Origin of the sequence: Streptomyces venezuelae (genome assembly GCF_008642315.1) — a bacterium.
Lineage (GTDB): Bacteria > Actinomycetota > Actinomycetes > Streptomycetales > Streptomycetaceae > Streptomyces > Streptomyces venezuelae_D.
Window position 1 is genome coordinate 7,461,857 of record NZ_CP029192.1, and the last position, 24,482, is coordinate 7,486,338.

Consider the following 24,482-nt stretch of genomic DNA (forward strand, 5'->3'; position numbering starts at 1 on the left):
CCGCCCCCTCCCGACATACCGGGACCGGCACGACCGGAGAGGCGGCGGCATGACAGTGCCCCTGCTGCTTCTCGGGGCGGCATTCCTGCTGATTCTCGCCAACGGCTTCTTCGTGGCGGCCGAGTTCGGCCTCGTCACCGTCGAGCGGCCGGACGCGGAGAAGGCCGCGGCGGACGGCGACCGAAGGGCCCGTACGGTCGTCGACGCCCTCAAGGAGCTGTCCTTCCAGCTCTCCGGCACCCAGCTCGGCATCACCATCACCTCGCTCGTCGTCGGCATGCTCGCCGAACCGGCCCTCGCGCACCTGCTCGCGGGCCCGTTCACGGCCGTCGGCGTCCCCGAGGGAGCCGTCGGCGGTGTCTCCGTGGTGGTCGGCATGCTGCTCGCGTCCGCCGTGCAGATGGTGGTCGGCGAGCTCGTGCCCAAGAACTGGGCCGTGTCGAGGCCGCTGCAGGTCGCGCGGTTCGTCGCGGGCCCGCAGCACGTCTTCGCGCGGCTCTTCCGGCCCGTGATCGCGCTCCTGAACGCCGTGGCCAACCGTCTGGTGCGCACGCTCGGCGTCGAACCCGCCGAGGAGCTGGCCTCGGCCCGCACCCCCGGCGAACTGGTCTCCCTGGCCAGGCATTCGGCCCAGGCCGGTGCCCTGGAACAGGACACCGCCGACCTGTTCGTACGCACCCTCTCCCTCGGGGAGCTGACCGCACAGCACGTGATGACCCCGCGGGTGAAGGTCAGCGCGCTGCAATCGTCGGCGACCGCCGAGGACGTCGTGAACCTGACCCGCGCCACCGGTCTGTCCCGCTTCCCGGTCTACACCGAGCGGATCGACGAGATCATCGGCATGGTCCACCTCAAGGACGCCCTCGCGGTGCCCGCCCACGCACGCCTCAGGACGCCCGTGGGCCGGATCGCGAAGTCCCCGCTGCTCGTCCCGGAGACGCTGCCCGTGCAGCCCCTCCTGGAACGGCTGCGCAGCGAGCAGCCCATCGCCGTCGTCGTCGACGAGTACGGCGGCACGGCGGGCGTCGTCACCCTGGAAGACATCGTGGAGGAACTCGTCGGCGAGGTCCGCGACGAGCACGACCACCTCGATCTGCCCGAGCTCTGCCCCGCGCCGGCCGAGGACGGCCACGCGGCGTGGGACGCCGACGGCAGCTGCCGCGTCGACACGCTCCGGCGCATGGGCCTCGACGTGCCCGAGGGGCCGTACGAGACCGTGGCCGGACTCGTCGCCGACCTGCTCGGCCGCATCCCGGCACCCGGTGACCGGGCCGAACTCCCGGGCTTGCGGCTCTCGGTGCGCCAGGTGGGGCACTACCGAGCGGAGCGGGTGCGGATCGTGCGCACCCAGGAGGCGTTCGCCGTCATGGAAACCGCGGAGGCATTCCGATGAGCATGTTGCAGCTCCTCTTCGCCCTCCTCCTCGTGCTCGCCAACGGCTTCTTCGTGGGGGCCGAGTTCGCGCTCGTGTCCGTGCGCCGCAGCCAGATCGAGCCCCTGGACACCAAGCGCTCCCGCCAGGTCCTGTACGGCCTGGAGCACCTGCCGCAGATGATGGCGGCCGCCCAGTTCGGCATCACCGTCTGCTCGCTGACGCTCGGCGCGGTCGCCGAGCCGACCGTGGCCCACCTCCTGGAGCCGGTCTTCGAGGCGGTCCACCTGCCGGAGGGCATGATCCACCCCCTCGGCTACGTGATCGCGCTCGCCGTCGTCGTCTTCCTCCACCTCGTCATCGGCGAGATGGTCCCGAAGAACCTCGCGATGGCGGCGCCCGAGAGGACCGCCCTCTGGTTCAGCCCCGGCCTGGTCGCCTTCGCGCGGCTGTGCCGCCCGGTGACCGTGGCCCTCGGCGCGTGCGCGCGGGTCGTGCTCCGGCTCTTCAGGGTGGAGCCCAAGGACGAGGTCGAGGCGGTGTTCACCAGTGTGCAGCTGGGCCGTCTCGTCGAGGACTCCGGCCAGGCGGGACTGCTCGACCCCGTCGAGCAGGAGCGCCTGGAGGACGCCCTGGAGCTGGGCTCGCGCCCGGTCACCGACGTCCTGCTCGATCCGGTGTCGCTGATCACCGTCGGCCCCTCGGTCACCCCCGCCGGGGTCATCGAGCTCACCGGCCGCACGGGCTACTCCCGTTTCCCCGTCCGCGCGGAGAACGGCGCGTTCATGGGCTACCTCCACGTCAAGGACGTACTGGACCTGGAGGAGACCGAGCGTGCCGTGCCGCAGCAGGTGTGGCGGCCGATGACGATGCTGGGCGCCGAGCTCCCGCTGGACGACGCCCTGACCGTGATGCGCCGCGCCGCGACGCACCTGGCGCAGGTCGCCGACGCGTCGGGGAAGGTGCTCGGCCTGGTGGCCCTGGAGGACGTCCTCGAACTCCTGGTGGGGGAGGTCCGTGACCCGGCGCACCGGGTCACGGTGCCGAGGACCCCGCCGGAGGGCGCAAGGGATCCCGCGCTCGCCGTCAGCGGCGCGGGCTGATCCGGGCCAGGATGCCCCGGGGGTCGTCAGATCCCCGGGGCGTCCTGCGGTCCGCGGCCCGAGAGGACTTCGCCGTACGCCTGCATCAGGTCGGGCAGCCGCAGGGTCGACAGGTCGTCGCGGCCCGGCTCGCCGGGGTAGCCGGAGAGCCGCAGGTCGCGGTAGGCGCAGCTCTTCTCGTACAGCGTACGCAGGAAGCGGCCGTTGCCGAGCTCGTCGATCCAGGACTGGTCGACGACGTGCCCGGCGATGGAGCGCAGCTCTTCGAGCGCCTCCTCGTCCCACACGTCGCCGTTGTCGGCCGCGAGGACCTCGCCGATGGCGGTGAGTTCGAGCGGACGGTACGAGGGGAAGTCGACGCGCGTCGTGAAGCGGGAGGACAGACCGGGGTTGGCGGCGAGGAGCCGGTCCATGCCCTCGGGGTATCCGGCGAGGATCACGACGAGGTGGTCGCGGTTGTCCTCGGCGCGCTTGAGGAGGACTTGCAGGGCCTCGTCGCCGTACGCGTCGCCCTTGCCGTAGCCGGAGTTGGAGAGCGAGTACGCCTCGTCGACGAAGAGGACCCCGCCGATCGCCGAGTCGATCAGTTCGTTGGCCTTCACGGCGGTCTGGCCCAGGTACTCGCCGACGAGGTCGGCGCGCTGCGCCTCCACGAGGTGGTCGCCGCCGAGCAGCCCGAGCGCGTAGAAGACCCGGCCGAGGATGCGGGCCACGGTGGTCTTGCCGGTGCCCGAGGGGCCGGAGAAGACGAAGTGTCGTTTCGGCGGCTGCACCGGAAGCCCTTGCGCCGCCCGCAGACGGGCCATGTTCAGCTGCGCCGACAGCGCCTTGACCTGCCGTTTCACCGGCTCCATGCCCACCATGCCCTCCAGTTCGGAGAGCGCGGCCTCCAGGAGCGCGGGGTCGGTGGGGCCCGGGGGCAGCTGCGGCGGGCCCGCCTTGATGGGGATGATCGCCTTCTCGCGGACGGCCTCGGGGTCGGCAGGCACCGAGGACCCGGAGGCTCCCGGGGAGCCCGCGGGGCCGGTGGTGCCCGGGGGCGCGCCGGGACCGTTGGGGGCCGAGGGGCCGGCGTTCGAGGGGAGGTCGGGTCCGGTGACCTTCACGTCACGTCCCTCGGGGCCGAACAGCACGTCGATGCCGTCGGGACCCTCCAGCACGTCCTGGCCCGCCCCGGTGAGGCTGATCGCGGCGGCGAGGTCGGCCGCCTCGTCGTACCCGTCGCCCTCGGAGATCGCGGCGAGCCGCGCGGAGGTGTCCATGAAGGAGGCGTCGACCCGGTGCACCGCGCGGTACAGCGGCAGGGCCGCGGCCGAGCGGCCCGTGCCCTCGTGCGCGCGGGCCAGCCAGTAGCGCAGCTCCTTGCGCTGCGGCTGTTCGCTGCGGCAGCGCATGAGCGCGGCGGAGAGCAGGGGCTCCGCCTGGCCGTACGTCTCCAGGCGGACCCGCGCCATGCCGCCGAAGAGTCCGGCCTCGATGCCCAGCATCGGGTCGTCGATCAGCGGGTCCGTGTGCCGCACCAGCTGCTCCCAGTCCTTGACCAGGTAGGAGCGGCAGGCGTGCAGGAAGCGCACCTGCGGGTCCGCGTCGACCGGCGGAAGGCCCGCCAGCGCCCGGTCGAGCTCGGGGACATGGCGGCCGTCGAGCCAGTGCGAGGCGTGCGCGAGCAGCAGGTCGCGCGTGCTCTCCAGGACGGGCTGCACCCACCAGCCAAGCCAGTACCAGGAGTTGAGGGCGCGGCCGTGCCGGGTGCGCTGTTCGCCGAACCGGTCCCGGTGCTGGAACATCCGCAGCAGCGCCGTCGTCGTGTCGATGCGCAGCGCGTGCAGCCCGAGCCAGCCGTCGGCCATCCCGGGGTCCATCCGTACCGCCGTCCGGAATTCGTCCTCCGCCTGCGGATATGCGCCCATCGTGTAGGCGTCGACGCCCCTCAGCCAGGCGAGGTCGGCCGGGGCGGGTGAGCCCACCGCGTCGAAGTCCATCAGGTCCCCCACAAACCGTGCCCCCGTTTGCGTACCGCCGGACCGGTGCCCGCCGGCGACTGCGCTGAACCATCGTGCTGCGGACGGCAGTTGTTCCGATGCGCAGAGCACTCGTCCGAAAAGGCGCACCGAGATGCATCGTACCTGCGGGGGAGCGGTCGGCCGTAGGGTGCCGCACCGGACGATCGGCCGGAAAGCGACGGTGAGGGATCCACCCGTTGGTGACCGACGGTGAGCGGACGGGGGCGCGCAGCGGCCGGAATTGGGGCCAGGAAGGCAGAACGAAGCCCCCGATCACGGGGGAACAACCGGGGGCTTCGCGTCTGCGGGCGGTATCGCAAGACCGCACATTCAGAACGTAAGTCCTGTACGGGCCCTGGGTCAAGCAGAGTTGAGGCACTCGACAAAACTCGTCGGGCCCAGTGGAAGCGAGTTTCCGGAGGTTCAGCGGACCGCCGATGATCGCTCACTCAGCGTGATGATTCAGGCCTCTGTAAGTGTCACATCGGGCCCCGGAAGTACCTCGTACCCCTCCGGACACTGGCGCACCAAAAGGTGCGCGAAGGGCCGGGAGGGGTCCCCGGTGAAGTGCTGGAGTTCCTCCGGTTCCCAGCCGTCCCAGAAATCACGCTGGACCGCTCCGTCCCTTCGGCGTCCCCGCTGCCACGCCTCCTCGTGCGGCACGTCCATCCACAGCACGGCGGCGAGGTGCGGGCGCAGCGCGAGGCGGCCGGCGCCGACGCCCTCGACGATCACCACGGGGGCGGGCGGCAGCGGCCGGTCGGTGGGGCCGAAGCGGCGCGCGTGCCAGTCGTACGCCGCGTAGTGCGCGCTCTCGCCGCGGGAGAGGGGTTCGAGGACCTGCTCCCGCAGCCGCTGCGTCCAGTCGAAGAGCCGGTCGTGGCTCGCGATGTCGTCGAGGCGCAGGACGGGCGCGCCGCCGAGCGCCTCGGCCAGGCGGGCGGCGAACGTCGACTTGCCGGAGCCCGCGTGCCCGTCGACGGCGACGAGCCGGACGGGGCCGCAGGAGGGCGGCAGGCGGCGCAGGGTGTCGGCGAGGCGGGGGAGCGGGGTGTGCGGGTGTGCGGTCATCACGGCAAGGGTACGGCTCACGGAACGATGTGTTCCGCGCGCCGTCGCAGGTCATGCCATTGGTTGAGGCCAATATTGATGCGTACGGCAGTGCCCGAAGCGCTGGCAGAAGTCGGCGGGGACCGGCCATAGTTGGCCCACTTCCGTGCACCTGACCCGACTTTCCGGATCCCGCCGGAAACCATGTCGACTGGGGGTCCCCTCCATGGACCGAGCTGACCGAACCGACCGCACCGGACAGACCGACCGCACCGGCCGCACCGACCGACCGCAGCGATCAGACCGAGCTGATGACATGTCCCGCAGAACCGTGCTCGCCACCGCGGCCGCGGCAGCCGCCCTCGCGGCCACCGCCGCCGCGCCCGCCCTGGCCGCCACCGGCTCCGCGGCCCGCGGGCCCAAGGCGGACCGTCTCGTGGACAACCGCTTCTGGACCTCGCACAAGGACTGGAGCTCCGGCACCCACCAGGGCACGTCCGTCGTCGCGGGAGCCCGCCCCGGCCTGCGGATCGCGAAGCCCGCGGGCCGCACCGACTACGCGGACCCGCACACCGGCAAGACCGCCACCTGGGAGTACGCCCGCTGGACCACGCCGACGCACCGCTCCACCGTCCCCGCCACGGAGCTGATCGCGTCCTGGAACGCACGCACCCCGACCGGCACCTGGCTCCAGGTCGAGCTGCGCGGCACGTACTCGGACGACACGAAGACGCCGTGGTACGTGATGGGCCGCTGGACCTCGGGGGACGACAAGGAGGCCGACATCAGGCGGACCTCGGTCGACGACCAGACCGACGACAAGTCCACGGTCTGGACCGACACGCTCTCCCTCGACGACACGACCACGGGCCTGCGCGTCGTCTCGTACCAGCTGCGCCTGACCCTCTACCGCAAGCCCGGCTCCGCCCATACCCCCACGGTGTGGCGGATCGGCGCGATGGCCTCCGCGGTCCCCGACCGCTTCACGGTCCCGGCGTCGAAGCCGGGCCTGGCCAAGGAGCTGGCCGTCCCGCGGTACTCGCAGGAGATCCACGCGGGCCAGTACCCGGAGTACGACAACGGGGGCGAGGCCTGGTGCAGCCCCACGTCGTCACAGATGATCATCGAGTTCTGGGGACGCGAGCCGACGGCGGACGACCTGTCCTGGGTCGACCCCTCCTACGAGGACCCGCAGGTGTGCCACGCGGCCCGGTACACGTTCGACTACCAGTACAACGGCTGCGGCAACTGGCCCTTCAACGCCGCGTACGCCTCGACGTACAAGGACCTCCAGGGCGTGGTGACCCGCCTCGCCTCGCTCACGGAGCTGGAGGCCCTGATCGCGGCGGGCCTGCCGGCCATAACGTCCCAGTCGTTCCTCAAGGAGGAGCTGACCGGCGCGGGCTACGGCACGGCGGGCCACCTGATGACCGTCATCGGGTTCACCGCGGACGGCGACGTGATCGCCAACGACCCGGCGTCGTCGAGCAACGAGGCGGTGCGACGCGTCTACAAGCGGCGCGAGTGGGAGAACATCTGGCTGCGGACGAAGCGCTACAACGCCTCGGGCAAGGTCGTCTCGGGCACGGGTGGCGTCTGCTACCTGTACTTCCCGACGAAACTCTCCGAGCGTCAGCGCGCCGCGCTGGCCGCGGTCGGGATCCGCTGACCGCCCGGTCGTGCCGGGCGCGTCCGTCAGAGGGCGTTCGTGCTCAGCGGTGGCGGCTGGTGCGGGCGGACCTCGCCCGGCCGGTACCGCATCATCACGAACATGGCGTCGATCGTGGGAAGGGGGCTCGCGGCCGTTGCGGTGACCCAACCGGGGCCCTTCGTCGGGTGGTTGACCTGCCGCACGACGCCGTCGGGGTGCAGGGGGTGGGAGCTCGCGGTCGCCAGATAGATGGGCCCCGCGAGCGGATCGCTCCGCACGTCGCTCGCCAGGTCGATGAGCGCCGGGTCGGCCGGGTGGTTCGTGACGGCCCGCCGCAGGGCCGGGCAGGCGCCGCGCGCCCAGTCCTCGGTCCAGTTCATCAGGACGTCGTGGCGGGCCCGGTCGTCCAGGAGCATCCACCGCATGATGTTGGACGGCGGTCTGCCGTCCGGGATGAGCGCTCTGAACTCGTCGTTGCACGCCACGACGTTCCAGTGCTTGTCGGCGAGGTAGGCCATTGAACCGGTGACTCCCTCGACGACCGTCCGCCAGACCGCACCCATCGGCGTCCAACCATCCAAGTCCCGCTCGTCCGGCTGCACTTGCCCGTCCCCTTCGTGTCGCCCGCAGGTCGGCCCCAACGCGATCACCACTCGTGACGCAAGCCTAACCAGCGTTCGTACGGAGGTGGCCGGTGCCCTGACGCGCTCTCCACCGCGTCTGTAGGGCATGTGGAGTCGCCCTGGATCGCACACGTGTGAGCCCGCCCCCTCGTGGGGGCGGGCACACGGCGTGGGGTCAGCGGTCCTCGCGGAACGAGTCGCGCATGCCCTCGGCCTTGTCGCGCATGCCGTCCGCGGCGTCCTTCGCCTTGCCCTTGGCCTGATCGGTCTTGCCCTCGGCCGCCATGCGGTCGTTGCCGGAGGCCTTGCCCATCATCTCTTTGGCCTTGCCCTTTGCCTTGTCCATGGCGTTCTCGCCCATGACAACTCCTTCGGTAGGAATGCCTCCACGCTATGAGCGGGGGACGAAGGGCGCATCTCGGGCGACATGCGGGGTCACGCGGCCGGATCCACCACCCAGTCGGGGTGCCCGGGCATCGGCGGCGTCCTGCTGCCGTACAGCCAGGGGTGCAGGAAGCCCTCCAGGTCCTCGCCCGCCACCTTCGACGCGAGGTCGACGAACTGCCGCGTGCTCGCCGTGCGTCCCTTGAACCCGCTCACCCAGGCACGTTCGATCTTCTGGAACGTCGTGTCGCCGACCTTCTCGCGCAGCGCGTACAGGACCAGGGCCGAACCGTCGTACCGCATGCGCTTGAAGAGGTTCGGCTCGGTCGGCTCGGCGGGGGCGCCGTAGTCCCTGCGCCACTGGTCGTGGGCCTGGTAGGCGGTCTTCATGGCGGCCTCGAAGCTGTCGCCGCCGTGCTGCTCGGAGTACTCCCTCTCGTAGAAGCGGGCGTGCCCCTCGCTCAGCCACAGGTCGGACCAGCTGTCGAGGGCCACGCTGTCGCCGAACCACTGGTGGGTCAGTTCGTGCACCATGTTCCGCTCGGCGTCGACCTTCGTGCCGAGCAGGTCCGCCTTCGGGACGAGCGACAGCGTCTGCGTCTCCAGCGCCACCCCCAGGTCGGTGTCGCCGACCAGCAGGCCGTAGCGGTTGAAGGGGTACGGGCCGAGCTTGTCCTGCAGCCACTTCAGGTGGTCCGGGGTGAGCTTGCGGTACGCGGCCGTCGGCTCGACCAGCGCGTCCGGGACGACGTCGCGCAGCGGGATGCCGCCGGGGCCCTCGCCGTCGACCAGCTGGAACTTGCCGACGGCCAGCTGCACCAGCTGCGTGGAGAGCGGCTGTTCCGAGTCGTACGTCCAGCGCACCCGGCCGTCGGGGCGCTCCGCGCGCGAGACCAGCTTCCCGTTGGCGACGGCCGTGCGGTCGGCCGGCGTCGTGATCCGGAAGGTGATCGGCGCCCGCTGACTGGGGTGGTCGTTGGCCGGGAAGATCAGCCGCGCGCCGTTCGGCTGCGGATAGACCACCGTGCCGTCGGGCGTGGGTATCCAGCCGTAGTCCTCGATCGCGTCGTCGCGGTGCCGGGTCTGGGTCGGGTCGGCGGTGTAGGTGACCTTGACGGTGAAGGAACGTCCCTTGGCGATCGGCGCCTTGGGGGTGACCGTCAGCTCGTCGCCCTCGCGCGACGCAGCCGCCGCGGAGCCGTCGACGGTGACCTTGTGCAGGGTGTTGCCGCCGAAGTCCAGGTTGAAACGCGAGAGCGCCTGGGTGGACCGGGCCTTGATCGTCGTCGTCGCCTCGAAGGGGGTCTTCGGTGCCTGCCAGTCGAAGTCCAGGTAGTAGCGCTCCACCTGGTATCCGCCGTTCCCGTCCAGCGGGAACATCGGGTCGCCGAGTCCCGGCGCACCCGGCGTCGGCTTCTCCGCGGGGGACTGGGCGGCCTGCGAGACCGGGGCGCTGAGGGCGACCGTCGCGGTGATCGCGGCGGCGAGGGCGAGCCGCGCCCTGCGGCGGGGCATCGTCCGGTTCGTGCTCATCGGGAACCTCTCGGTCGTACGGTGCACGGGCGGACGGACAGGGGGACACCCCGCCGTCGGTACTTAGACGCGCGGCGCGACGGCGGAGTTGTGGGGCGGGCCGGGGTGACCAAGGTCTCGCCCGCGAGGGCGCTTTCTGCTGGCAAGGTAGAGGGGTCCCGTGGGGTGGAATCGTCACCGGGGCCTCGTGGGGGAGCCATGCCGGACGAACGTCAGTGAGAAGGACATGACCGCGACCTCTGCCACCGCCATCCGCGCGAAGGCCCGCACCGGCGGCCCCGAGGACGACGGGCCGAACCTGTTGGAGCACTTCGCCGGCTGGGCCCTCGTCGTCGTCCTCGCGATGCTCGTCACGCAGACCGGTCTGTTGTGACGCCCGTCTCCTGATCGCGGCCGGTCTCCTCGAGGCCGGCCCGCCAGTGCCGCCCCGGCACGCCCACCAGGCCGTACAGCCACCGCACCGGCGAGCGCCCGTGCAGCAGCGTCAGGCCCGCCACGACCGCGAACAGCGGGAGCCCGAGCCACCCGCCGACCAGCCGCACCAGGACGCTCGCGAAGAGCGCGCCCACGAACGGCAGGCCGTACACCCCCGCCCCCGCGATGGCGACGGCGAGCAGCCGCGGCACCTTGCGGTCCTCGTCCGCGCCGGGCAGCGACCAGCCCTCCATGAGCCAGCCGATCTCCGTCATCAGCATGACGCCGATCACGGCGGCGCCGAAGAGCAGCAGCGCGAGGAACGTCCCGGATGTCACGAAGTCCAGGACGTGGTTGACGACGCTGTCCCGCCGCCAGTCCGCGAAGTCCCCGGTGCCGGACGAGAAGAGGCGCTCGTACCCCCTGCCGTCCCACCCGTGGATCAGCGTCCCGAACAGCAGGAAGTACCCTCCGACGCAGTTCAGGTACGCCCAGTAGCCGGCGCCCACGAGCATGAGGCCCTGCGCCACGAGGAACCCGAGGATCGCGGCCACGGGGATCCCGCCCGCGTAGAAGAGGACGAACCCCGCCCACACGCCGTCGTGGCCGTCCGCCACGTGCATGGTCGACCAGGACGGGTTCTGCCACAGCAGGAAGAGCCCCGTCGGCACCATGAGGACGGAGGCGAAGAGCGCCGTGAGCGCCAGGTACGGGTTGGCGGCTCGGCTGCGGGTGCGCGGGCCCTCGCCCGCGTTGATCCGCTCCCACACCTGGAGCTGCCGCCCGGCGGAGAGGGCGAACGTCGCGCCGATCGCGTACGCCCAGAACAGCGCCGCCTGGATCTGGATCACCCGATGCCCCCCGGGTGGCGCGCGCCCTTCACGCCGACGCCCGCAGACTGAGACCGCCCGCCACGATCGAGTCCGACGTGACCAGCGCCTGCTCGGCGCTCACGTCCGTCATGAAGACGAAGGGCGGCACCACGGGCGGCACCGGCAGCTTGTCGGGCGTGAAGGTCAGACAGAGGATGCCCTCCAGGCATCCCCGGAACTTGGTCAGGTACAGGGTGACCTCGCCGCTGAGGTCCAACGTGTCGGCGCCGAGGGCCAGTTCGTTGCTGCCGTCGCGGGTCTTCAGCCGGTAGTCGGTGAGCGAGGCGGCCTTCATCCGCAGCACCATCACCTTCAGCGGCCCGTCCGCGGTCGGGATCTCCCGGACCCCGGCCAGGAGGAAGCCCTGCGGCGCGAAGAGCGTCGTGGTGACGGTCGGCGGCACGCGCGGCGCCACGATCGCGTCCGCGGCGGCCGCGTCCGCCGGGACCGCCTCCGCCCGGCCGCCGTGCGAGACGAGCCCGGCGGCCAACGCCACGGGCAGCAGGACGGCCAGCGTCCGCGTGCCCTGCCCGTCGCGCACCCTGGGCCGCGCCGGATCCTCCTCGGCGTCCCGCGGCACCGGAGTCCAGGCGAACCCCATGGCGCTGCCCGCGATGCCGAGCAGCATGCCGACGAGGAACCCGCCGAGGTTGGTGGCCGCGAACGAGAGCACCGAGAGGATCATGGCGTTGACGCTCACGTAGTGGTGCGTGTGCGGCAGCAGCCAGAGGAAGAGGCCCGCCACGACCAGCGCGATCCCGATGCCGAGGGCCGCGATGCCGCCGAGCCCCAGGCTGACGAGCACGGTCAGCGGGGAGAGGGGGATGAGGAGCAGCTCGGCGCCGCCGAGGAGCAGCAGCAGCCCGGCCCAGAACGGCCGGGTGCGCCGCCATCTGCGGACGACGCGGCGCTGGTCGGGCCACGGCAGCCGCCGGTCGAGCCAGCCGCCGCCGTCCGTACGGAACGGTCGGACGCCGCTCCTGCCGCCGCCGGTCAGAAGCACTTCTTGCCACCCAGGCTGACATCGAGGCGCATGCCCTTGAGCCGGAAGTTGCCGCCGGTCGCCGACCAGGCGTGCGACTTCACCCCGGAGACCGTGATGTCCCCGGCCTGCAGTCCGAACTTGCCCCGCTCGCCCTTGACGCCCGGCACCTCGTCGAGCGTCGAGGCGTCCCGGCCGATCTGTGCGGTGCCGAAGCGGGCGTCGCCCACCAGGTCCTCGCCGTCGATGATGAGGTTGCTCGCGGTGACGTTGCCCGCGTCGCCGCCCGCGGTCAGCTTGAAGACGACTGTGCCCACCGGGGTCTTGACCTCGGCGGCCTGGCAGATGTCGGAGAGGGTCGCGTCACCGATCCCGAGGAGCGCCACCGGGTGCCCCTTGCCGTCGATGTCCCGGTCCGTCTGTACGTAGGAGGAGAGGCCCTGGCTGGTCAGTTTTCCGGAGGACACCTGGAAGCTGGTCCCGGAGACCGCGAAGGACGCGGCGAGCGCGCCCTCGGCCATCACGGAGGCCATCACACCGACGGCCAGGACGGCCGGCAGGGCCATCGCGGCCGTCTTCTTCCAGGACGTTCTGCCTTCGCGTAACGCGGTGCGTGCTGCGCTCACTGTCTTCCTCCCGTACGTCGTTCCGCGTCGCCAAGCGTGCGTAAGGGGAGTGCGTGAAGAGCCGTCGGAGGGCGGCCGGAGGGTGGCACCGTTCTGCCATACTGCGGACGATTCCGAGGCAGTTGGAGACTAGGGCTCAAATTGAATAATAGTCAACAGCGCGGCACCGACCGCTCGGCGGCGCGCCGTGCCGAACTCATCGCCATCGGACGGAAGTTGTTCGCCGACACGTCCTACGACGCGCTGTCGATGGACGACATCGCCAAGCACGCGGGCGTCGCCAAGGGGCTGATCTACTACTACTTCAAGTCCAAGCGCGGCTATTACCTGGCGATCATCGAGGACTCCGTCGCCGACCTGGTGGCCCGTGCGGGCCGGCACGACGACCTGCCGCCCGTGGAGCGGGTGCAGCGCACCGTCGACGGCTACCTCCGCTACGCCGAGCACCACCAGGCCGCGTACCGCACCATCATCAGCGGCGGTGTCGGCTTCGACGCCGAGGTGCACGCGATACGGGACGGTGTGCGCGAGGCGCTGATCGGTGCGATCGCCGAGGGGGCGTACGGCCGCAAGGACATCCCGCAGCTGGCGCGCACGGCGCTGATCGGCTGGCTGTGCAGCGTGGAGGGCATCACGCTGGACTGGATCGACCGCCCCGGCCTGACGCGGGAGACGGTCGGCTGCCTCCTGGTGCGGACGCTCGGGGACACGCTGCGGGTGATCGAGGACTTCGAGCCGTCGTACCCGGCGCCCGCCAGGCCCTGAACGGGCTCATGCGGCGGGGCTTGCGTGGCGGGGCGTGCGTGGCAGGGCGTACGCGAAGGGGCGGGAGCCGCATCGGCTCCCGCCCCGACCCGCGCGTGCGGAACGTCAGTTGATGGCCTTGATCAGCTCACCGTTGGACGTGTCACCGCTGAGCTCCCAGAAGAACGTGCCGCCGAGGCCCTGCTGGTTCTTGTAGTTCATCTTCCCCGCGATGGTGGCCGGGGTGTCGTAGCTCCACCAGTTGTTGCCGCAGTGCGCGTACGCGGTCCCGCCGACCGTGCCGTTGGCCGGGCACTTGGTCTTGAGCACCTTGTAGTCGTCGATGCCCTGCTCGTACTTGCCCGCCGCCGGGCCCGTCGCGGTGCCGCCGGGCGCCTTCTGCGTGACGCCCGTCCAGCCGCGGCCGTAGAAGCCGATGCCGAGCAGCAGCTTGTTCGAGGGGATGCCGAGGCCCTTGAGCTTCTTGATGGTGGCGTCGGAGTTGTAGCCGTCCTTCGGTATGCCGGTGTAGGACGTGAGCGGTGAGTGCGGGGCGGTCGGCCCCTTCGCGTCCCAGGCGCCGAAGTAGTCGTACGTCATCGGGTTGTACCAGTCGACGTACTGGGCGGCGCCCGCGTAGTCGGTGGCGTCGAGCTTGCCGCCGGCCGAGGCGTCGGCCGGGATCGCCGAGGTCACCAGGTTGCCGCTGCCGAACTTCGAACGGACCGCGGACATCAGCTTCTTGTACGCGTCACGGCCGCTGGTGTCGCAGGTCAGACCGCAGGCGTTCGGGTACTCCCAGTCGATGTCGATGCCGTCGAAGACATCGGCCCACTTGGAGTTCTCGACCAGGTCGTAGCAGGACTGGGCGAAGGCCGCGGGGTTCTTCGCCGCCTCGGTGAACCCGCCCGACCAGGTCCAGCCGCCGAAGGACCACAGCACCTTGAGGTTCGGGTGCTTCTTCTTCAGCTTGCGGAGCTGGTTGAAGTTACCGCGCAGGGGCTGGTCCCAGGTGTCCGCCACGCCGTCCACGGACTGGTCGGCGGTGTAGGCCTTGTCCGTGGCCGCGTAGGCGTCGCCCATCGCGCACTTGCCGCCCTGGACGTTGCCGAAGGAGTAGTTGATGTGCGTCAGCTTGTTGGCCGAACCCGACGTCTCGATGTTCTTGACGTGGTAGTTCCGGTCGTAGACGCCCCACTCGGTGAAGTATCCGACGACCTTGGAGCCGGCGGCGGCCTTCGTCGCGGTGCCCTTGTCCTGTTCGGCGGACGCGGAGCCCGCGCCCGCCAGCAGGCCGGCGCCGAGGACGGCGCAACAGGTGGTGGCGACGAGCGCCCTGAAGGAGGCGCGGGAGGTGTGCGGTCTGAGCATCGTGACTCCTCGTGGGGGGAAACCGGGAGGGGGAAAGTGCTGCTGTGGACCTGCGAAGTGCGACTTGGCATGAACGCGTTAAGACGTTCGGGGGAACAGTAGGAGGACTAGACCAGTGCGGTCAATGGTTCGTACCAATCAGCCGTACCCGTCGGCCCGCCCCGGCCGCGGCCGTCGGCGGTCACCGGCGATCTTCAGCTATCTTTCGAGTAAGCGGTCGTTAACTAGTGACGGGTCGCCGCCGATCGGGCATACTCAACGCGCCGGAGCCGCTGGTCAGCTGCTTTCGTGACCCGGAAGACCACCACGGCTCGGCACGTTTCCCGGCGGCGCCGCCCCTACCCAGCGCGGGCGTCCGCCGCAGCCCCACAGGGAGGAGAGCGTCATGCCCGACCACATCACGCAGTCGGTGGAGCGTCAGCTGCCCACGGATGAGGCCAGGGATCTGCTCTCGCTGGTCCGGGACATCGCCCAGCGCGAGATCGTCCCGAAGGCGGCGGAGGAAGAGGACGCCGGGCGCTTCCCCCGCGAGCTCTTCACGCTGCTCTCCGAGTCGGGCCTGCTCGGACTGCCCTACGACTCCGAGTTCGGCGGCGGCGACCAGCCGTACGAGGTCTATCTCCAGGTCCTGGAGGAGCTCGCCGCCGCACGTCTCACCGTCGGTCTCGGCGTCAGCGTCCACTCCCTCTCCTGTCACGCCCTCGCCGGGTACGGCACCAAGGAGCAGCGGAAGGACCACCTGCCCGCCATGCTCGGCGGCGGTCTCCTCGGCGCGTACTGCCTCTCCGAGCCCGCGGCCGGATCGGACGCGGCGTCGCTGCGCACCAAGGCTGTCCGTGACGGCGACGACTGGGTGATCAGCGGCACCAAGGCCTGGATCACGCACGGCGGCGTCGCCGACTTCTACACCGTGCTGGCCCGCACGGGCGCGGACGGCGCCCGCGGCATCACGGCCTTCCTGGTGCCGGGCGACGCGAAGGGGCTGAGCGCCGCGGTGCCCGAGAAGAAGATGGGCATGAAGGGCTCGCCCACCGCCCAGATCAACTTCGACGGCGTACGCATTCCCGACTCCCGTCGCCTCGGGGACGAGGGCCAGGGCTTTGCCATCGCTCTCTCCGCGCTCGACTCGGGCCGCCTCGGCATAGCGGCCTGCGCGATCGGGGTGGCCCAGGCGGCTCTCGACGAGGCCGTCGGGTACGCGACCGAGCGCAGGCAGTTCGGCAGGCCCATCGCGGACTTCCAGGGCCTGCGCTTCATGCTCGCGGACATGGCGACGCAGATCGAGGCGGGCCGGGCGCTCTACCTCTCCGCGGCCCGGCTCCGGGACGCGGGACGGCCCTTCGCCAAGCAGGCGGCCATGGCCAAGCTGCTGTGCACGGACGCCGCGATGAAGGTGACGACGGACGCCGTGCAGGTCCTCGGCGGGTACGGCTACACGGCGGACTTCCCGGTGGAGCGCCTCATGCGCGAGGCCAAGGTGCTGCAGATCGTCGAGGGCACGAATCAGATCCAGCGCATGGTCATCGCACGTCACCTCGCGGGTCCCGACTCGCGCTGAACTGGCCGTGCCGCACCGGCGGCGCCACGAGCCTGACCCACTCGGCGTCGTGGTGCCCCGGCAGCGTGCGGCCCCGGTCCGCCCAGTGGCGGATCAGGGCGCGGTAGATCGGCGGGTCCTGGACGTGGGGCTGCTGGTAGGGCGCGGGCGGCTGCTGGTACGGCTGCGCGTAGGCCTGGTGCGGCTGCTGTTGCTGGTGATGTGCATGCTGCTGGTGCGCGTGTTGCGGGTGGTGTGCGTACGGGTACGGAGCCTGGTGCTGCTGGGGCTCCTGAGGTCTCTGGGAGTTCTGGGGAACCGATTCTGCGGAGGCGGGCACCGTCACGAGGGTGCGCCGTCGATGTCCGGTGGGGAAGTGCGCCGGTCCCATGTCCGTGGGGGTCATACAGGGGCAACGCCCCTCACCCCCCACAGGACACCGCCGCGAGGAATCGTGCGTCTGTTCCGGGTCTGACATGTGTCTGGCTCCGCCTCGCGAACTGACGTACCGTCAACTCCGCGCCGGAGGGTCACCTGCCTCCCGCCACCCTGAACTGCCGTGCGACCAGGGAGGTTTGCCGTGGCAGACGACCGTCCGGTCCCGCTCGACGAGTACCCCGTGCACCAGGTCCCCCTCTCCATGAAGTACGTCGCGACGGGCGACCGCAACGCCTACGACCGGTGCATCTTCCACCTCTTCGACCACCAGGGCCGCGCCCTGCTCATTCTCGGGCTCGGCGTCTATCCGAACCTCGGCGTCATCGACGCGTACGCCACCCTGCGCATCGGGGACACGCTCCATGCCGTACGCGCCAGCGACGCCCTGGGCGAGGACCGGATGGACCTCGGCGTCGGCCCGCTGCGCATCACCGTCGACGAGCCGCTGCACCGCATCCGCCTTTCGTGCGCCGCCGACCCGGACGACCCCGCGTCCCTCTCGTACGACCTGACCTGGACCGCCGACTTCCCCGCCCTGTGGGAGCCGCACCACGTCCAGCGCCGCGGCGACCGGCTCACCCTCGAAGGGCGCCGCTTCGTGCAGGCGGGCCGGCCCGCCGGAGTGATCCGGGCGGGCGGCGAGGAGATCGCCGTGACGGCGGGGGAGTGGACCGCGACCCGCGACCGCAGCTGGGGCGTACGACCAGTACCCGGCGAGGAACGCGGGCGTCTGGAGGAGGAGTTCGCCACCGAGGGCTTCCACTGGATCTGGTGCCCGGTCCACTTCGAGGACCGCTTCCTCATGGTCATCGCCCAGGAGGACGCGGACGGCTACCGCACCCTCAACGACGCCACCCTCGTCCGTCCCGGCCGGCCCGACCGCCAACTCGGCTGGCCCCGCACCGATATCACCTACCGCTCCGGCACCCGCCACCCCGACCACGCCGTCATCCACCTCACCGACCCGGACGGCCACAAGCCCGTGGAGGTCGGCGTGCAGGTGCTCGCCTCGCTGCCCCTGGCCGTGGGCGCCGGATACCCGCCCGCCGACGACTGGCAGCACGGCACCTGGCGCGGCCGCGAGTGGACCGACCGGCGCAGCTACGACCTGTCGGACCCCGCGGCCCACCCCCTCGCCGCGTACGGCGTCATCGACCACGCCGCACGCTTCACCCTCGAAGGCCGCACCGGCTACGGCATCTTCGAGCACGGCAGCTTCGGCCGCCACGACCCGAGCGGCTTCACCGGATTCGACTCCGTGGCGCCCTGAGAGCGCGGCCTGCCCGGAGGAAGGAGCACGGACATGGCAACGGCACCCCGCCCCCGCACCACCACGCGCGACCCGGAAGACCTCGCCCGCCGCCTCAGCACCTGGCTCGACGCCCGGCTGCCCGGCGCGAAGGCGGCCGACATGACCGTCCCAGAGTCCAACGGCATGTCCAGCGAGACCCTGCTCTTCACCGTCGAACACCCCGAACCGCCGCTCGGCAAGTGCGCGTTGCGGCTCGCGGCCGACCCCGCGGCGTACACGATCTTCCCTGTCTACGACATGCCGCGTCAGTACCGCACGATGCGGCTCGTCGCCGAACACACCGACGTGCCGGTGCCGCGGGTGCTGTGGCTCGAGGAGGACCCGGGTCCGCTCGGGGCGCCGTTCTTCGTCATGGAACGGATCGAGGGCCGCGTACCGCCGGACGTCATGCCCTATACGTATGACGGCAATTGGCTGCACGCGGCGTCGGACGCCGAACGGGCGCGCCTCGAAGAGGCCTCGGTCCGCGTCCTCGCCCACCTGCACGACCAAGCACCACCGGAGACCGCCGCCTTCCTCGCGCTGCCGGGCGAAGGCAGCCCGCTGCGACGCCATGTGGCCGCCCAACGCGCCTACTACGCCTGGGTGGTGGACGGACTGCCCCGCTCACCACTCATCGAGAGCGCCTTCGACCGTCTCGAGGAGATGTGGCCCCGTCACGAGGGCGACGCCGTGCTCAACTGGGGCGACGCACGCATCGGGAACATCATCTACGACGGCTTCGAACCCGCGGCCGTCCTGGACTGGGAGATGGCGGCGCTCGCCCCGCGCGAGGTCGACCTCGGCTGGACGGTCTACCTCCACCGCTTCTTCCAGGACCTGACGGTGAGCTTCGGTCAGCCGGGGCTGCCCGAGTTCCAGCGCCGAGACCGCGTCGAGGCGGCGTACGCCGGGCTCACCGGGCACACGCCGCGCGACATGGACTTCTACACGCTCTACGCGGCCCTGCGGCACGCGATCGTCATGCTGCGCGTCGCCTACCGGCAGGTCCACTTCGGGGAGGCGGCTGTTCCGGCGGACGAGAAGGCCGCGGACACGCTGATCCTGCACCACGACAGCCTGGCCGCCATGGTGCAGGGCACCTACTGGTGAATCAGGCGGCGGGCCGGTGCTGTTGCGGCACCCGGATGGGGCGCGAGCCGGGACCGCCCACGTGCGAGAAGGGCTGCGTCCGCCAGTCGAGGCCCTGAGGGAGCGTCAGGAGCAGGGCGGTGTCCTGCTCCTGAGCCTCCATCGACTCGTCGGCGGGCACGGCGTCGGTGGCCGCGCGGCCGGTGCCCACACAGACCGTGAGCCCGAACGGGTTCCAGGGCGTGGGGCACAGTGCGTGCTCGGGCAGCACGTCCTCGTCCGCGAGGAGCGCGATGGGCTGCCCGCAGTCGGGGCAGTTCACCCGGTACATCTCGAAAGTGTCGTAGGAGTCGAGAAAGGCGTCAGCCGGTTCGACGCCCTCCGGCTCGGGCTCGGCGACCGGCTGCTGCTTGGCGCGGGCAGACCGGCCGGGGCGCTTCAAATTCTGCATGGGAATCTCCCCCTCGGGTGGGCCGACAAGGCGCTGCGGCCTCGACCACAGCAAGCACTTCCCGTCCCGTCGTGGAGGTAATCGTTGCATCCCGTCGGACACGGCCACAGGGGTGTGTCGTTCGTCACATGCCAAATAAAGTTGCCCCCGAGCGGGGAGACGAGTCGGCTACCCGAACGGATCAAGAGCCCTGTAGGTTCGGCGCATGGAGGAGCTGGACCGACAGATCGTGCAGCTGCTCGTCAAGGACGGGCGGATGAGCTACACCGACCTGGGCAAGGCCACGGGCCTGTCCACCTCGGCCGTGCACCAGCGCGTGCGCAGGCTGGAGCAGCGGGGTGTCATCCGCGGCTATGCCGCGGTGGTCGACCCCGAGGCCGTCGGGCTGCCGCTCACGGCCTTCATCTCGGTGAAACCGTTCGACCCCAGTGCCCCCGACGACATCGCCGACCGCCTCGCGGGCGTCCCGGAGATCGAGGCGTGCCACAGCGTCGCCGGCGACGAGAACTACATCCTCAAGGTCCGGGTGGCCACCCCGCTGGAGCTGGAGCACCTGCTCAGCCGCCTGCGGGCGCTCGCCGGTGTCTCCACGCGCACGACCGTCGTCCTCTCCACTCCGTACGAGGCGCGCCCGCCCCAGGTGTGACCCCCGCGCCGGCCGCCCGCCGGCAGGGGCGAGACTGGTCCCATGAGCCAGAGCACCGCCCCCGGGAACGACCCCCAGGATCCATCGAACCACCGCACCGTGCTGCTGCGCGGCGGCGACGTCCACAGCCCCGCCGACCCGTTCGCCACCGCAATGGTCGTCGAGCGCGGACATGTCGCCTGGGTCGGCTCCGAGGGCGCTGCCGACGCCTTCGCCGACGGTGTCGACGACGTGGTCGACCTCGAAGGTGCCCTGGTCACCCCGGCGTTCACCGATGCCCATGTGCACACCACGGCCACCGGCCTCGCCCTGACGGGCCTGGACCTCACGGGGGCCCGCTCGCTGGCCGACGCACTCGTTCTCGTACGCGAACACGCCACCGCGCGGCCGCACGACACCGTCCTCCTCGGCCACGGCTGGGACGCGGCCCGCTGGCCCGGCGGCCGCCCGCCCACGCGCGCGGAACTCGACGAGGCGGCCGGCGGCAGGCCCCTCTACCTCTCCCGCATCGACGTCCACTCGGCGGTCGTCACGACCGCGCTGCTCGACCTGGTGCCCGGCGTCACCGACCGTGCCGGATACCACCCGGAAGCCCCGCTGACCGCCGACGCCCACCACGGCGTGCGCGCCGCGGCGCTCGGCGCGATCACCCCGCAGCAGCGCACGGAGGCCCAGCGCGCCGCGCTCCGCCACGCCGTCTCGCTCGGCATCGGCTCCGTCCACGAGTGCGCGGGCCCCGAGATCTCCGACGAGGACGACTTCACCGGGCTGCTGCGGCTCGCCGCCGACGAGCCCGGCCCGCGCGTCGTCGGCTACTGGGCCGAGCAGGACGTGCGCCGCGCGAAGGAACTCGGCGCGGTCGGCGCCGCCGGTGACCTCTTCGTCGACGGCGCCCTCGGCTCGCACACGGCCTGCCTGCACGAGCCGTACGCCGACGCGGCGCACACCGGCACCGCGTACCTGGACGCCGCGGCCGTCGCCGCCCACGTCGTGGCGTGCACGGAGGAAGGCCTCCAGGCGGGCTTCCACGCCATCGGGGACGCCGCGGTGGCCTCCGTGGTCGACGGCATGCGCCAGGCTGCCGAGAAGGTCGGTGCGGCCCGCGTCCGCGCCGCACGGCACCGCGTCGAGCACGCCGAGATGCTCGCCCCGGAGACGATCGCCGCCTTCGCCGAGTTCGGCCTCACCGCGTCCGTCCAGCCGGCCTTCGACGCGCTGTGGGGCGGCGAGGACGGCATGTACGCCCAGCGCCTCGGCGTCGAGCGCGCGCGCACCCTCAATCCGTACGCGGCCCTCCTGCGCGCCGGTGTGCCGCTGGCCTTCGGCTCCGACAGCCCCGTCACGCCCCTCGACCCGTGGGGCACCGTCCGCGCCGCCGCCTTCCACCGGACGCCGGAACACCGGGTCTCCGTACGGGCCGCGTTCACCGCCCACACCCGCGGCGGCTGGCGGGCCGTCGGCAGGGACGACGCGGGCATCCTGGTGCCGGGCGCACCCGCGGACTACGCCGTATGGCGCACCTCCGATCTGGTGGTGCAGGCCCCGGACGACCGCGTGGCCCGCTGGTCGACCGATCCGCGGTCCGGCACGCCCGGCCTGCCGGACCTCTCGCCGGGGGCCGAACTCCCCGTCTGTCTGCGCACGGTGGTGGGCGGAAGGGCCGTGTTCGTGGGGCCGGACGAGTGATGTCCCGGCGGTGCGCGCAGCCGATCGTGGCCGGTCACGGCTCCGTACGACCTGGGAATCCTCTGCACTGACCTGGCGGTCCGTTAAGTCGCCGCAGCTCAGCCGGGTATTGACAGAGAGCCGCCGTGGGCCGGTAGGTTCGGCCGGGTCCACCACAGGACGTCCGACCGGCGAACCTCCACGCAGTCGTCGAACGCCGCTGGGTCACGGGTGGTGTGCCGCACCGGCGCACCACCACTGGGAGCCAGGTCCAGCGCCCGCGACGCGGAGGCGAGGGAACGTATCAGCCGACTCGGCAGGTGTGACCCGGGTGGGGCCCGGACGCTCAGTAGACAACGGCTTTCGGTCGATCCGCAGCCAGCGGGTCCCGGGCCGGCCCGAAGGGCGCCGGGCCCCGATCCGCAGTACGTCCCGTGCCGTCGCGGCGTCGCAGGCAGCGGCCATTATGGTGGTCCTCTGCGTACGAACGAAGGGGCATTAGTGAACGACGGCGGCGGGGTCTCCGAAGCAGGGGACCAGGGGAGGCAGTTCGGCTCGCTCGGCACGGCCTTGGTGATCATTCCGACCTACAACGAGGCGGAGAACATCCAGGCCATCGTCGGCCGGGTGCGCGCCTCCGTGCCGGACGCGCACATTCTGGTCGCCGACGACAACAGCCCCGACGGCACCGGCAAGATCGCCGACGAGCTCTCGGCAGAGGACGAGCAGGTCCACGTCCTGCACCGCAAGGGCAAGGAGGGGCTCGGCGCGGCCTATCTCGCGGGCTTCCGCTGGGGCCTGGAGAACGACTACGGCGTGCTCGTCGAGATGGACGCGGACGGCTCCCACCAGCCGGAGGAGCTGCCCCGGCTGCTCACCGCCCTGAAGGGCGCCGACCTCGTGCTCGGCTCGCGCTGGGTGCCGGGCGGACGGGTGGTCAACTGGCCCAAGCACCGCGAGTTCATCTCCCGCGGCGGCAGCACGTACTCGCGCCTCCTGCTCGACGTGCCGATCCGCGACGTGACGGGCGGCTACCGCGCCTTCCGCCGCGAGACCCTCGAAGGCCTCGGACTCGGCGAGGTCGAGTCACAGGGGTACTGCTTCCAGGTCGACCTGGCCCGACGCGCGGTCAAGGCGGGCTACCACGTCGTCGAGGTGCCCATCACCTTCGTCGAGCGGGAGCTCGGCGACAGCAAGATGAGCCAGAACATCGTCGTCGAGGCGCTGTGGCGGGTCACCGCCTGGGGCGTGGGCGAGCGGGTCGGCAAGGTCGGCAAGGCCATCGGGCGCAAGCAGGACTGAGCGTGGGGTCCGGTGGCGGCCGTCCGCCGGGACCGGGCCGGGCGCCGTCTTGATCATCCCCTTATGCCGGACTGAGGCGGGCCCAGGCACACTGGGAGCATGACGACTGGCGCACCGCCTCCCATCCGACCCGCCCGGCCCCGGCGCTCCGGGCCCCTGAGGTTCCTGCCGCTCGGCATCGCCGCGTGGCTGGTCCTGGAAATCTGGCTGCTGACCGTCGTGGCGGGAGCCACGAGCGGGCTCGTGGTCTTCCTGCTCCTGGTGGGCGGCCTGCTGCTCGGCTCCGCGGTGATCAAGCGCGCGGGGCGCCGGGCGTTCCGCAAGCTCAGCGAGGCGGTGCAACAGCAGCAGCGCGGCGAGACGCCCGCCCGGGAGACCGGGGGAGGCAGCGCCCTGACGATGCTGGGCGGCCTGCTGATCATCCTGCCGGGGCTCATCTCGGACGCCCTGGGGCTGATCCTGCTGGTCCCGCCGGTGCAGAAGGCGCTGAGCAGGTATGCGGAGCGGACCTTCGAGCGCAAGGTGCGCGAGGCGACGCCCGGCGGGCTGGGCGACGCCTATCAGCAGGCGCGGATGCACCGCCCCGACGGCAAGGTCGTGCAGGGCGAGGTCATCAGGGACGACGAGCCGCCGAGGCGCGACCCGCGTCGGGACGACCCGCAGCTCCCGCACTGAGAGCGGGACGAGACACGGGGACGGGACGAGACACAAAAGGGCCGGGGCCACTGCTGAGCAGTGGCCCCGGCCCTTTTGTACTGCGTTGCGCTGTGTACTGCGTTGTGCGGTGTGCCGCAGCGTTCGCCGTCAGGCGGACTTGCGGCTGTCACGCGGGTGCACCGCGATGTTCATGGCACCGGACCGGAGAACCGCGAGACGCTCCTCGAGGACCTCTTCGAGCTCCTCTCGGGTGCGGCGCTCCATGAGCATGTCCCAGTGCGTACGCGCCGGCTTGCCCTTCTTCTCCTCAGGTCCGTCGCCGTCCACGAGGAGTGCCTGGGCCCCGCAGACCTTGCACTCCCACTCCGGCGGGATCTCCGCCTCGACCGAGAACGGCATCTCGAAACGATGTCCGTTCTGGCATGCGTACTCCACGGCCTGGCGAGGTGCCAGGTCGATGCCGCGGTCGGTCTCGTAGCTTGTCACCACGAGGCGCGTGCCGCGAAGAGCTCGCTCACTCATGAATCGTGCCTCCCGGGCTTGTCGCCCACAGGACAGGTGTCGCTGTCGTCGTCATCCGGTCAACGTCCGGTCGGCGGTAAAGATTCCCGTTCAGGGTTATGCGTCGCCGTCGTATGCCGCCCCTTGTTGTACCCACCAGTGCCCGGTTTGTCA

24 protein-coding genes are annotated in these 24,482 nt (G+C 71.4%); 12 read left to right on the plus strand and 12 right to left on the minus strand.

Annotated elements, in window-relative coordinates; translation table 11 throughout:
* Window positions 1-49: 49 nt before the first annotated feature.
* Both DEJ48_RS33010 and DEJ48_RS33015 read left to right on the plus strand, forming a co-directional pair.
* A complete protein-coding gene (locus tag DEJ48_RS33010) occupies window positions 50-1,393 on the plus strand; it encodes a hemolysin family protein (RefSeq protein ID WP_150219804.1) in 1,344 nt (447 codons plus the stop codon).
* Entirely contained in the window at window positions 1,390-2,475 is a 1,086-nt protein-coding gene (locus tag DEJ48_RS33015; protein ID WP_150219805.1) for a hemolysin family protein, read from the plus strand. The genes DEJ48_RS33010 and DEJ48_RS33015 overlap by 4 nt, the downstream gene beginning before the upstream one ends.
* 26 nt (window positions 2,476-2,501) lie before the next feature.
* On the opposite strand, the gene DEJ48_RS33020 is transcribed toward DEJ48_RS33015, so the two are convergent.
* Both DEJ48_RS33020 and DEJ48_RS33025 read right to left on the minus strand, forming a co-directional pair.
* Entirely contained in the window at window positions 2,502-4,457 is a 1,956-nt protein-coding gene (locus DEJ48_RS33020; RefSeq protein WP_150219807.1) for an AAA family ATPase, read from the minus strand.
* Window positions 4,458-4,940: 483 nt separating this feature from the next.
* Window positions 4,941-5,549, minus strand: coding sequence for a uridine kinase (locus tag DEJ48_RS33025; RefSeq protein WP_150219809.1), 609 nt, complete (start codon window positions 5,547-5,549; stop codon window positions 4,941-4,943).
* Window positions 5,550-5,844: 295 nt separating this feature from the next.
* On the opposite strand from DEJ48_RS33025, the gene DEJ48_RS33030 reads away from it, so the two are divergent.
* Window positions 5,845-7,197: a peptidase C39 family protein gene (locus DEJ48_RS33030; RefSeq protein WP_223832277.1), complete on the plus strand. Its 1,353-nt coding sequence runs from the start codon at window positions 5,845-5,847 to the stop codon at window positions 7,195-7,197.
* Window positions 7,198-7,223: 26 nt separating this feature from the next.
* On the opposite strand, the gene DEJ48_RS33035 is transcribed toward DEJ48_RS33030, so the two are convergent.
* The 3 genes from DEJ48_RS33035 to DEJ48_RS33045 all read right to left on the minus strand — a co-directional run bounded on the left by DEJ48_RS33035 (window position 7,224) and on the right by DEJ48_RS33045 (window position 9,719).
* On the minus strand, window positions 7,224-7,910 hold the full coding sequence (locus DEJ48_RS33035; RefSeq protein ID WP_317850941.1) for a hypothetical protein: 687 nt from the start codon (window positions 7,908-7,910) through the stop codon (window positions 7,224-7,226).
* Window positions 7,911-7,977: 67 nt separating this feature from the next.
* Window positions 7,978-8,163 (minus strand): CsbD family protein, encoded by a 186-nt coding sequence (locus DEJ48_RS33040; RefSeq protein WP_150219814.1) that lies wholly within the window; start codon window positions 8,161-8,163, stop codon window positions 7,978-7,980.
* 74 nt (window positions 8,164-8,237) lie between these two features.
* A complete protein-coding gene (locus DEJ48_RS33045) occupies window positions 8,238-9,719 on the minus strand; it encodes a M1 family metallopeptidase (protein WP_190537745.1) in 1,482 nt (493 codons plus the stop codon).
* A 226-nt stretch (window positions 9,720-9,945) separates the two neighbouring features.
* On the opposite strand from DEJ48_RS33045, the gene DEJ48_RS33050 reads away from it, so the two are divergent.
* Entirely contained in the window at window positions 9,946-10,092 is a 147-nt protein-coding gene (locus tag DEJ48_RS33050) for an SCO1431 family membrane protein (RefSeq protein WP_150219816.1), read from the plus strand.
* On the opposite strand, the gene DEJ48_RS33055 is transcribed toward DEJ48_RS33050, so the two are convergent.
* Genes DEJ48_RS33055 through DEJ48_RS33065 form a run of 3 tightly spaced genes read right to left on the minus strand, consistent with a single transcriptional unit; the run spans window position 10,070 to window position 12,553 of the window.
* Window positions 10,070-10,984 carry a hypothetical protein gene (locus DEJ48_RS33055; RefSeq protein WP_150219817.1) on the minus strand — a complete coding sequence of 305 codons (915 nt, stop codon included), beginning with the start codon at window positions 10,982-10,984 and terminating at the stop codon, window positions 10,070-10,072. The two genes, DEJ48_RS33050 and DEJ48_RS33055, sit on opposite strands and share 23 nt — an antisense overlap.
* Window positions 10,985-11,012: 28 nt before the next feature.
* Window positions 11,013-12,008, minus strand: a complete 996-nt coding sequence (locus tag DEJ48_RS33060; RefSeq protein ID WP_411757504.1) for a DUF6114 domain-containing protein — start codon at window positions 12,006-12,008, stop codon at window positions 11,013-11,015.
* Entirely contained in the window at window positions 11,999-12,553 is a 555-nt protein-coding gene (locus tag DEJ48_RS33065) for a DUF6230 family protein (RefSeq protein WP_150221541.1), read from the minus strand. Before DEJ48_RS33065 ends, DEJ48_RS33060 begins: the two co-directional genes overlap by 10 nt.
* A gap of 201 nt (window positions 12,554-12,754) precedes the next feature.
* Between DEJ48_RS33065 and DEJ48_RS33070 the strand changes: the two genes are divergently transcribed.
* On the plus strand, window positions 12,755-13,378 hold the full coding sequence (locus tag DEJ48_RS33070) for a TetR/AcrR family transcriptional regulator (RefSeq protein WP_150219818.1): 624 nt from the start codon (window positions 12,755-12,757) through the stop codon (window positions 13,376-13,378).
* Window positions 13,379-13,483: 105 nt separating this feature from the next.
* On the opposite strand, the gene DEJ48_RS33075 is transcribed toward DEJ48_RS33070, so the two are convergent.
* Window positions 13,484-14,728 (minus strand): glycoside hydrolase family 18 protein, encoded by a 1,245-nt coding sequence (locus DEJ48_RS33075; protein WP_150219819.1) that lies wholly within the window; start codon window positions 14,726-14,728, stop codon window positions 13,484-13,486.
* Window positions 14,729-15,113: 385 nt separating this feature from the next.
* On the opposite strand from DEJ48_RS33075, the gene DEJ48_RS33080 reads away from it, so the two are divergent.
* On the plus strand, window positions 15,114-16,286 hold the full coding sequence (locus DEJ48_RS33080) for an acyl-CoA dehydrogenase family protein (protein WP_150219820.1): 1,173 nt from the start codon (window positions 15,114-15,116) through the stop codon (window positions 16,284-16,286).
* On the opposite strand, the gene DEJ48_RS39900 is transcribed toward DEJ48_RS33080, so the two are convergent.
* Window positions 16,249-16,671: a hypothetical protein gene (locus DEJ48_RS39900; protein WP_190538126.1), complete on the minus strand. Its 423-nt coding sequence runs from the start codon at window positions 16,669-16,671 to the stop codon at window positions 16,249-16,251. The two genes, DEJ48_RS33080 and DEJ48_RS39900, sit on opposite strands and share 38 nt — an antisense overlap.
* Window positions 16,672-16,845: 174 nt before the next feature.
* Here DEJ48_RS39900 and DEJ48_RS33090 point away from each other — a divergent pair, with 174 nt between their 5' ends.
* Window positions 16,846-17,973 carry a hypothetical protein gene (locus DEJ48_RS33090; protein ID WP_150219821.1) on the plus strand — a complete coding sequence of 376 codons (1,128 nt, stop codon included), beginning with the start codon at window positions 16,846-16,848 and terminating at the stop codon, window positions 17,971-17,973.
* A gap of 33 nt (window positions 17,974-18,006) precedes the next feature.
* Complete coding sequence (locus DEJ48_RS33095; protein ID WP_150219822.1) at window positions 18,007-19,107, plus strand: phosphotransferase family protein; 1,101 nt, start codon at window positions 18,007-18,009, stop codon at window positions 19,105-19,107.
* Window position 19,108: 1 nt separating this feature from the next.
* On the opposite strand, the gene DEJ48_RS33100 is transcribed toward DEJ48_RS33095, so the two are convergent.
* Complete coding sequence (locus DEJ48_RS33100) at window positions 19,109-19,537, minus strand: hypothetical protein (protein ID WP_150219823.1); 429 nt, start codon at window positions 19,535-19,537, stop codon at window positions 19,109-19,111.
* A 205-nt stretch (window positions 19,538-19,742) separates the two neighbouring features.
* Between DEJ48_RS33100 and DEJ48_RS33105 the strand changes: the two genes are divergently transcribed.
* The 4 genes from DEJ48_RS33105 (at window position 19,743) to fxsA (ending at window position 23,825) form a co-directional block, all read left to right on the plus strand.
* Window positions 19,743-20,183 (plus strand): Lrp/AsnC family transcriptional regulator, encoded by a 441-nt coding sequence (locus tag DEJ48_RS33105; RefSeq protein WP_150219824.1) that lies wholly within the window; start codon window positions 19,743-19,745, stop codon window positions 20,181-20,183.
* 42 nt (window positions 20,184-20,225) lie between these two features.
* A complete protein-coding gene (locus tag DEJ48_RS33110) occupies window positions 20,226-21,869 on the plus strand; it encodes an amidohydrolase (RefSeq protein ID WP_150219825.1) in 1,644 nt (547 codons plus the stop codon).
* A 480-nt stretch (window positions 21,870-22,349) separates the two neighbouring features.
* Complete coding sequence (locus DEJ48_RS33115) at window positions 22,350-23,150, plus strand: polyprenol monophosphomannose synthase (protein WP_150219826.1); 801 nt, start codon at window positions 22,350-22,352, stop codon at window positions 23,148-23,150.
* Window positions 23,151-23,249: 99 nt separating this feature from the next.
* Window positions 23,250-23,825: an FxsA family membrane protein gene (fxsA, locus tag DEJ48_RS33120; RefSeq protein WP_150219827.1), complete on the plus strand. Its 576-nt coding sequence runs from the start codon at window positions 23,250-23,252 to the stop codon at window positions 23,823-23,825.
* A 129-nt stretch (window positions 23,826-23,954) separates the two neighbouring features.
* On the opposite strand, the gene DEJ48_RS33125 is transcribed toward fxsA, so the two are convergent.
* Window positions 23,955-24,329: an RNA polymerase-binding protein RbpA gene (locus DEJ48_RS33125; RefSeq protein WP_030360404.1), complete on the minus strand. Its 375-nt coding sequence runs from the start codon at window positions 24,327-24,329 to the stop codon at window positions 23,955-23,957.
* Window positions 24,330-24,482 lie beyond the last annotated feature (153 nt).

Bases quoted from the DNA above. Each gene is read 5' to 3' on its own strand.
- DEJ48_RS33010 (WP_150219804.1), top strand. From the start codon at position 50: ATGACAGTGCCCCTGCTGCTTCTCGGGGCGGCATTCCTGCTGATTCTC.
- DEJ48_RS33015 (WP_150219805.1), top strand. From the start codon at position 1,390: ATGAGCATGTTGCAGCTCCTCTTCGCCCTCCTCCTCGTGCTCGCCAAC.
- DEJ48_RS33020 (WP_150219807.1), bottom strand. From the start codon at position 4,457: ATGGACTTCGACGCGGTGGGCTCACCCGCCCCGGCCGACCTCGCCTGG.
- DEJ48_RS33025 (WP_150219809.1), bottom strand. From the start codon at position 5,549: ATGACCGCACACCCGCACACCCCGCTCCCCCGCCTCGCCGACACCCTG.
- DEJ48_RS33030 (WP_223832277.1), top strand. From the start codon at position 5,845: ATGTCCCGCAGAACCGTGCTCGCCACCGCGGCCGCGGCAGCCGCCCTC.
- DEJ48_RS33035 (WP_317850941.1), bottom strand. From the start codon at position 7,910: ATGCCCTACAGACGCGGTGGAGAGCGCGTCAGGGCACCGGCCACCTCC.
- DEJ48_RS33040 (WP_150219814.1), bottom strand. From the start codon at position 8,163: ATGGGCGAGAACGCCATGGACAAGGCAAAGGGCAAGGCCAAAGAGATG.
- DEJ48_RS33045 (WP_190537745.1), bottom strand. From the start codon at position 9,719: ATGAGCACGAACCGGACGATGCCCCGCCGCAGGGCGCGGCTCGCCCTC.
- DEJ48_RS33050 (WP_150219816.1), top strand. From the start codon at position 9,946: ATGACCGCGACCTCTGCCACCGCCATCCGCGCGAAGGCCCGCACCGGC.
- DEJ48_RS33065 (WP_150221541.1), bottom strand. From the start codon at position 12,553: ATGGCCCTGCCGGCCGTCCTGGCCGTCGGTGTGATGGCCTCCGTGATG.
- DEJ48_RS33075 (WP_150219819.1), bottom strand. From the start codon at position 14,728: ATGCTCAGACCGCACACCTCCCGCGCCTCCTTCAGGGCGCTCGTCGCC.
- DEJ48_RS33080 (WP_150219820.1), top strand. From the start codon at position 15,114: ATGCCCGACCACATCACGCAGTCGGTGGAGCGTCAGCTGCCCACGGAT.
- DEJ48_RS39900 (WP_190538126.1), bottom strand. From the start codon at position 16,671: ATGACCCCCACGGACATGGGACCGGCGCACTTCCCCACCGGACATCGA.
- DEJ48_RS33095 (WP_150219822.1), top strand. From the start codon at position 18,007: ATGGCAACGGCACCCCGCCCCCGCACCACCACGCGCGACCCGGAAGAC.
- DEJ48_RS33100 (WP_150219823.1), bottom strand. From the start codon at position 19,537: ATGCAGAATTTGAAGCGCCCCGGCCGGTCTGCCCGCGCCAAGCAGCAG.
- DEJ48_RS33105 (WP_150219824.1), top strand. From the start codon at position 19,743: ATGGAGGAGCTGGACCGACAGATCGTGCAGCTGCTCGTCAAGGACGGG.
- DEJ48_RS33110 (WP_150219825.1), top strand. From the start codon at position 20,226: ATGAGCCAGAGCACCGCCCCCGGGAACGACCCCCAGGATCCATCGAAC.
- fxsA (WP_150219827.1), top strand. From the start codon at position 23,250: ATGACGACTGGCGCACCGCCTCCCATCCGACCCGCCCGGCCCCGGCGC.
- DEJ48_RS33125 (WP_030360404.1), bottom strand. From the start codon at position 24,329: ATGAGTGAGCGAGCTCTTCGCGGCACGCGCCTCGTGGTGACAAGCTAC.